Annotated in this window: 5 protein-coding genes and 1 pseudogene; all 6 read right to left on the bottom strand. The window is 66.5% G+C overall.

Annotated features, from left to right (window positions below; genetic code table 11):
• A partial coding sequence (locus tag AC31A1_RS41695) for an ABC transporter ATP-binding protein (RefSeq protein ID WP_489658294.1) occupies positions 1-856 on the bottom strand: 856 nt, incomplete at its 3' end.
• 8 nt (positions 857-864) lie between these two features.
• On the bottom strand, positions 865-1,845 hold the full coding sequence (locus AC31A1_RS41690; RefSeq protein WP_489658293.1) for an ABC transporter permease: 981 nt from the start codon (positions 1,843-1,845) through the stop codon (positions 865-867).
• Positions 1,846-1,939: 94 nt separating this feature from the next.
• On the bottom strand, positions 1,940-3,748 hold the full coding sequence (locus tag AC31A1_RS41685) for an ABC transporter substrate-binding protein (protein WP_489658292.1): 1,809 nt from the start codon (positions 3,746-3,748) through the stop codon (positions 1,940-1,942).
• Between the two features lie 120 nt (positions 3,749-3,868).
• On the bottom strand, positions 3,869-4,903 hold the full coding sequence (locus tag AC31A1_RS41680; RefSeq protein ID WP_033287174.1) for an ABC transporter permease: 1,035 nt from the start codon (positions 4,901-4,903) through the stop codon (positions 3,869-3,871).
• A gap of 685 nt (positions 4,904-5,588) precedes the next feature.
• Positions 5,589-7,496, bottom strand: coding sequence for a translational GTPase TypA (gene typA / locus AC31A1_RS41675; protein WP_489658291.1), 1,908 nt, complete (start codon positions 7,494-7,496; stop codon positions 5,589-5,591).
• A gap of 153 nt (positions 7,497-7,649) precedes the next feature.
• A pseudogene (locus tag AC31A1_RS41670) lies at positions 7,650-8,003 on the bottom strand (hypothetical protein); the annotation flags it as partial.

The raw sequence follows: 8,003 nt of genomic DNA, 5'->3' as shown, positions 1-8,003 counted from the left end.
GGTCCAGCGGCGCGCTCAGGTCCGAGTCCAGGCGGGGCATGGAGTTCAACAGGCCCCAGGTGTAGGGGTGTTGGGGTGAGCGGAGGACCTCGTTCGTCGAGCCGCGCTCCACCGCGTTGCCCGCGTACATCACCATGATGTCGTCGGCCATGTCGGCGATCACGCCCAGGTCGTGGGTGATGAAGACGATCCCGGAGCCGAACTCCTGCTGGAGGTCCTTCAGGAGGTCGAGGATCTGGGCCTGGACCGTGACGTCGAGGGCCGTCGTCGGCTCGTCGGCGATCAGCAGGTCGGGGTCGCAGACCAGCGCCATGGCGATCATCGCGCGCTGGCGCATACCGCCGGAGAACTGGTGCGGGTAGTCCTTCGCCCGTTCCTTCGGGTTGGGGATGCCGACCTTGCCGAGCATCTCCACCGCGCGCGCCCAGGCGTCCTTCTTCGAGGCACCCAGGTGCTTCATGTACGGCTCGGCGATCTGGCGGCCCACCGTGTAGTACGGGGAGAGGGCGGTCAGCGGGTCCTGGAAGATCATGGCGACCTTGTTGCCGCGCAGTTTCTCCATCTCGGACTCGCGGGCCGTGGTCAACTCCTGCCCGTCCAGGAGGATTTCGCCCTCGACGGTGGTGAACATCGGGTTGTGCAGGCCGAGGATCGTCAGGTTGGTGACCGACTTGCCGGAGCCCGACTCCCCCACGATGCCCAGGGTCTTGCCGCGTTCGACGTCGAAGGAGAGACCGTCGACGGCGCGCACGATGCCGTCCTCGGTCTTGAAGCTGACGTGCAGGTCCCGCACCGAGAGAAAGGCACCCGCGTCGGCCGGCGAGGGAGCGCCGGCTTCCTTGGTCAATGTGGTCACGAGTGCTCCTAGGCCAGCCGCACGCGCGGGTCGATGAAGGCGTAGCAGGCGTCGACGATGATGTTGAAGAGAAGGATCATGGAGGCGGAGAAGATCATCACGCCCAGCAGCAGCGGCAGGTCGCTGAAGAACACCGCCTGGACCGCGAGGTTGCCGAGGCCCGGCAGGCTGAAGGTGTACTCGGTGATGATGGCACCGCCGAGCAGTGCGCCCAGGTCGATGCCGAAGATGGTGACGATGGGGATCAGCGAGCCGCGCCAGGCGTAGCGGAAGAAGACGTATCTGCGGGACATGCCCTTCGCCTTGGCGGTGCGGACGTGTTCCTCCTGGAGCTGTTCGATCATCGCCGAGCGCGCCATACGGGTGTACTGCGCGGCGAAGATCGTGGACAGCACCACCCAGGGGATGATCAGCCCGGTGAACCAACTGACCGGGTTCGCGGTGAAGTTGTTGTACGCCGGCTTGTCGAAGATGTGGGTCTGATAGACCAGCAGCGCCAGTGCCAGCGGGCCCAGGAAGTAGATCTGCATCGAGCTGAGAACCATCGCTCCGGCCGTCGCCGTCTTGTCGATCAGCGTGCCGCGCTTCCAGGCCGCGAGCAGACCGGTGCCGAGGCCGATGAGCAGGAAGAAGAAGGCGCCGCCGAGGGTGAGCGAGATGGTGGTGGGCAGCCGGTCGACCAGCGTGGCCCAGACCTGGTCGTTGGTGTGGTACGAGTACCCGAAGCACGGGGCGGGGCAGGGCCCTTGGGCGAAGCCGTTGCTGCCCATGACGAGGTTCTTCAGGAAGATCCCGTACTGCGTGCTGATCGGCTTGTCGAGGCCGAGCACATGGTGGATGTTCGCGAGGCTGGTCGGGTTGCACGTCTTGCCGCACATCAGCAGCCCCGGGTCGCGTGGCATCCCGAAGAACAGCAGGAACGTGACGATGCTCAGCAGGAACAGGATGACGACGGCGCCGAGGGTCCGGCGGACGAGGAAGCGCAGCATGACAGGGGCAGCTCTCTGACGTCGGCGGGCCGCCCGGCACCCGGTGCGTCGCCCCGGAGGGGGACGGACGCAACGGGTGCCGGACGGACGGCGGTTACTTGACGAACAGGCGTCGCGGGTCGACGCCGCCGATGACGTCGTCGTAGACGAGTCCGCCGACCTTGGAGCCGGCGATCTGGGTCTGCTTGTAGTACGCGGTCGGGACGAAGGCGACGAGGTCCTTCACGAGGTACTCGTCGATCTTCTCCCAGGCGGCCGCGGCCTTGACCGGGTCGGTGATCTTGTTCGCCGCGTCGATGTCGGCGTTCACCTTGGGGTCGTTGACCTGCGAGTAGTTCTGCGCACCGTCGGCGATGCCGCGTCCGTCGTAGAGCGGCGGGACGACGGTCGAGGCGGACGGCCAGTCGGCGCCCCACGCGGTGTGGAAGATGTCGTAGTTGTTGTCCAGCTTGCTGACCTGGTCGTAGTAGGTCTCGGCCGGGATCTCCTGGCGCTGGACGTTGAAGCCGGCCTTCTTCAGGCCCGCCGCCATGGCGGTGGAGTACTGCTGGCCCTCGGGGGTGTTGGTGTAGCCGAAGGTCAGCTTCATGTTGAGCTTGCCGGCCTTCTTCAGCAGGGCCCTGGCCTTCTCCGGGTCACCGGCCGGCTTCTTCTTCTTGCCGAACGGGTCGAACGCGGCGTTGTAGCCGGAGACGGTCGGGCTGATGGTGCCGCCGGCGACCTCCATCGCGTCGGTGCCGCCGAAGGCACGGAGGAACGGCGTGATGGGCAGCGCGTAGGCGATGGCCTCACGCACCGTCTTGTCCTTCATGGCCGCGTGGCTGTTGTTGATGTTCATCTGCCCCACGTACGGCTGGTAGCCGGAGACCGTGCGGGACTTCAGCTTCGGGTCCTTGAGGACGCTGGACAAGTTGCCCGCGTCGACCTGGTTGTTGAAGCTGATGCCGGTCTGGTCCGCACCGCTGTCCGCGAGGAGCGCCTTCGTCGACGTCTCGAACTGCTGGTTGAACGTGAAGTTGAACTGGTCCACGTACTGGTGGCGGATCGGGTCCGTCTTCGGGTCCCAGTTGGTGTTCTTCACGAGCACCATCGACTTGCCGGACTTGAACGACTGGATCTTGTACGGGCCGCTCGTCACCGGCGACTTGTCGTACTTCGCCTGGGTGTCACCCTTGGCGGAGACGACGGCGTAGCCCGCCATGGCCAGGGCGTACGGCAGGTCGGAGTGCGCCGTCTTGAAGTGGAAGATGATGGTCTTGGCGTCCGGGGTCTCCAGGACGCTGCTCGGCAGGTGCTTGCCCTTGTACGGACCGTCCGGCAGCAGCTTGCGGTAGTCGGCGCCGGAGGTGTCGGCCAGCCACTGCTGGAGGTAGGACGGGCCCTGGTTGATGAAGGGCGCGAAGAGCCGCTCGAAGGTCTGGCGGAAGTCCGCGGACGTGATCGGCGTGCCGTCGGCGAACTTGATGCCGTCCTTGAGGGTGTACTTCCAGGTCTTGCCGCCGTCCGTGGTGGTACCGGAGTCGGTGGCGAGGTCGCCGACGACCTCGTGGCCCTTGCCGTCGTTGGTGGTGGTCTTGTAGCCCGTGAGACCCCGGTGGATCAGGGTCGCGAGCGAGCCCTCGTCCGAGACGTATATCTGGGCCGGGTCGAGGTGGGCGTAGCTGTCACGCTGGAGCACCTCCATCGTGCCGCCCGGCTTGGCGCCCGGTACGGCCGCGGCCGGTCCGGTGGAGTCCGCGGTGTCGCCGAACTTGATCGACTTCTGCTGTCTTGCCGCGTTCTCCTTGTCCTGCTTGTTGTTGTCGCTCGCGTCGCTGCCGCCCTTGCTGCAACCGGTGAGCACAAGAGCCCCGGCCGCGAGCACGGAGAGCGCGGCGTATACGTGGCGTCCGCCCCTACTCATCACTCAGTTTCCACCCATCTGTGTGTCACCAGTGCACAAAGGAATTCCCGTGCTGGATCGCCGTGCTGGATTGCTGTGTTGCCGTGCGGTAGCCGGGCGCGAACGCCCGCCCACGGACGGTCAGCGGGCCGTCTTGGGATCGAAGGCGTCCCTGACCGAGTCCCCGAGCAGGTTGAAGGCCACGATGAAGATGATCATCGAGACACCCGGGAAGAACATGTAGGTGATGTCGTTCGACATCACGAGTTCGGTGGACGCCTTGGAGAACATCTGTCCCCAGTCCGGCGTCGGTTCGACGATGCCCACGCCCAGGTAGGACAGGCCGGCCTCGGCGGTCACGAAGCCGGGAAGCATGTACGTGGACTGCACGAGGATCGGCGTGACCACGTTCGGCAGGATCTCTCTGCTGATGATCCGCCAGGACGAGGCTCCGCTGACCCGGGCCGCCTCGATGAACTCCCGTTCGCGCAGCGCCAGGCTGGTGCCGCGCAGGATGCGGGCCAGGCTCATCCAGCCCAGGAACCACTGCACCGCGATGAGGGCCACGACACGGACGTATGTCGGTGTCTCGTCGGTCGGGCTCACGAAGAGCGACACGACGACCGGCATGCTCGCGATGAAGAACAGCTGGGCGGGGAAGGCCAGCAGGAAGTCGATGACCCGGCTGATGAAGTAGTCGGACTTGCCGCCGAGGAAGCCGGCCGCGACGCCGAGCAGGATGCCGGTGAGGACGGTCGCGACCGTCACGCAGACGGAGATCATCAGCGAGGTGCGGATGCCGTAGAGGAGCTTGGTGAACACGTCGTAGCCGTTGCCCGGTTCGAGGCCGAACCAGAACTGGCTGCTGATCCCGCCGTTGGGCTGCAGCGGGACGCCCGCGCTGTCGAAGAGCTCGGGGCGTTCGTCCGCGTACACCGTGTACGGGTCCTTGCCGTACAGCTTGGAGATCAGTGGTGCGAGGAGTCCGACGAGGAAGAAGAAGGCCACGACGTAGGCCGAGATCACGCCGGTGCGGTCGCGCTTGAAGCGGATCCACATCAGCTGGCCGGGCGACCGGCCCTCCATCTTCTTGGCCTCGGGTTCCGCCTGCGGCCCTGGTTCGCCGTCGACGACGACCGAGGTTCCGCCGCCCTCAATGTCGATAGGACTTGTCACTGTTCGCCCATTTCACAGGTGTGGGTGTGCCGAGCGGGCGACCGCCGCAGGGTGTGCGCGATCACCGTTCGGAGCTAGGAAAGAGGTCCGGAGCGTCCCGGTGCGGCGGGAGATCCCGCAGCCGGACGCGCGTAGTTGAACGGCGGCACTAGACCGCCGGCCGACTCCTCAGAGCCAATCTCCGTATGGGCGGGCGAGGTTGCTACTGACGGACGGCGTGTCCCACCTGGCGTTCATGACACCACGCATGGGGCTCCTCCTCATGACTCCACGTGTTCACCAACAGGAGGGGGTTCACGTCTTTCCTCCGCCACCCCTGGCGGAGGGTCAGACACCCCCTGGTGCTCGCGAGTCGGCGCCGTCCCCACGGCGCGATGACCCATTGACCCGAGCGCTACGCGGCTAACTATCTGCCATGTGCCAGGTGCCGACCACTGTCTTTAAATCTCAATTCAGTCACAGCTCGCCCGTACATCTTCCAAAACATGGACAAACTGTTCGATGCGAGAAGGCCACGAAACGGACTTGTTACATGGGTATCGGGCGAGGATCTCCGCATTACGGACAGACCGTCCCGGGGAACAGGGCGAAAATCAGTTGCAAAAAGCCCGGGCACCCCCAAGATGGGGGCACCCGGGCTCAGTTGGCCGGTAACAGCGCCTCGAACGGCCTGCGATCGTATGCGTCAGCCGTGCTTGGCGCGGCTCGCGGAGCGGCCGCGCTCCTTCTGGTCGAGGACGACCTTGCGGATGCGAACGGCCTCCGGGGTCACCTCGACGCACTCGTCGTCGCGGCAGAACTCCAGGGACTGCTCCAGGGAGAGCTTGCGCGGCGGCACGATCGCCTCGAACGAGTCGGCGGCGGCCGAGCGCATGTTGGTGAGCTTCTTCTCCTTGGTGATGTTCACGTCCATGTCGTCGGCGCGCGAGTTCTCGCCGACGATCATGCCCTCGTACACCTCGGTGCCGGGGTCCGTGAACAGCACGCCGCGCTCCTGGAGGTTCGTCATCGCAAAGGCGGTGACGGCACCGGCGCGGTCGGCGACCAGCGAACCGTTGTTACGGGTCGTCAGCACACCGAACCACGGCTCGTGGCCCTCGTGGATGGAGTGGGCGATGCCCGTGCCGCGCGTACCGGTCAGGAACTCGGTACGGAAGCCGATGAGACCGCGGGACGGCACGACGAACTCCAGCCGGACCCAGCCCGAGCCGTGGTTCGACATGTTGTCCATCCGGCCCTTGCGGACGCCCATGAGCTGCGTGACCGCGCCCATGTGCTCCTCGGGCACGTCGATCGTCATGCGCTCGACCGGCTCGTGCACCTTGCCGTCGATGATCTGGGTGACGACCTGCGGCTTGCCGATGGTCAGCTCGAAGCCCTCGCGGCGCATCTGCTCGACCAGGATGGCCAGCGCCAGCTCACCGCGGCCCTGCACCTCCCAGGCGTCGGGACGCTCGGTGTCGAGCACGCGCAGCGAGACGTTGCCGATCAGCTCGCGGTCCAGGCGGTCCTTGACCTGCCGGGCGGTGACCTTGCGGTCCTTGACGGCGGCCTTCGCGGAGGCGCCCTTGCCGGTGCCGCCGCGGCCGACCAGCGGCGAGGTGTTCGTACCGATGGTCATGGAGATCGCCGGCTCGTCGACCGTGATCAGCGGCAGCGCGATCGGGTTCTCGGGGTCGGCGAGGGTCTCGCCGATCATGATGTCCGGGATACCGGCCACGGCGCAGATGTCACCGGGGCCCGCCATCTCGGCCGGCTTGCGGGTGAGCGCCTCGGTCATGAGCAGCTCGGTGATGCGCACGTTGGACATCGTGCCGTCGCGCTTGATCCACGTGACGGTCTGGCCCTTGCGCAGCTCGCCCTGCTCGACGCGGAGCAGCGCGATACGGCCGAGGAAGTTGTCCGCGTCCAGGTTGGTGACGTGCGCCTGGAGGGGGGCGGCCTCGTCGAACTCGGGGGCCGGGACGTGCGACAGGATCGTGGTGAAGAACGGCTCCAGGCTGTCGCTGTCCTGCGGGACGGTGCCGTCCGCGGGCTTGGTCAGCGAGGCCACACCGTCGCGCGCACACGCGTAGACGATGGGGAACTCGATCTGCTCCTCGTCCGCGTCCAGGTCCAGGAACAGGTCGTACGTCTCGTTGACGACCTCGTCGATCCGGGAGTCCGGGCGGTCCGTCTTGTTGATGCACAGGATGACGGGCAGGCGCTGCTGGAGCGCCTTGCGCAGCACGAAGCGGGTCTGGGGGAGCGGGCCCTCGGACGCGTCGACGAGCAGCACCACCGCGTCCACCATCGACAGACCGCGCTCGACCTCGCCACCGAAGTCGGCGTGGCCCGGGGTGTCGATGATGTTGATGGTGATGACGTCGCCGCCATCCTTGGGGTGGTACTTCACGGCCGTGTTCTTGGCCAGGATCGTGATGCCCTTCTCACGCTCCAGATCGTTCGAGTCCATCATTCGGTCGTCGAGCGATTCGGCGGCGTGCGCGGCGAAGGCACCGGCCTGCTTCAGCATGGCGTCGACGAGGGTCGTCTTCCCGTGGTCGACGTGGGCGACGATGGCGACGTTGCGGATGTCGTGGCGCGTGGCCATATTGCGGCGAACTCCCGGAGAGTGAGGAAGGCCTGCGCGTACGTCTGTGTTACGCGGACCCTGCCGGGCTGGACACGCCACGGCCTTACCCCATCGTACGTGGCGTACGGGGAAGGGGCCTCCGCAGGGCCTTACGGGCGACGCCGGGACCGGTCAGACGCCGGTCACGGCAAGGGATCCAGCGGGGCACAGCTTCGCCGCGGCTACCTTGGCCGGGGCGCCCTCGGAGGGCTGGGAACAGGGCAGGAACCCACTGCCGTAGGTGTCCCAGGTGTGCACGTGGCCGTGCACCGGCGGGTTCAGGCCGCAGGTATATGTGAAGTCGGCCTCCACCAGGTCGACCGACTCCCAGGTGTAGTACGGCTGCCGGGGTCCGACGATCTCGTTGAGGAAGTCCGTCTCCTCGTGCCCGGCTGTGTCGGACGGTCCGGCGAGCGGGTTGTCCGTCTTGAGGTGGGCGCCCAGGGCCTTGATCACGCGGGCGGGGGCGACGCCCTTGGGCGGGTG

Source organism: Streptomyces sp. P5F9, assembly GCF_057961495.1.
Note: the sequence above shows the minus strand (reverse complement) of the source record. Positions and strands in the feature narration are given on the sequence as shown.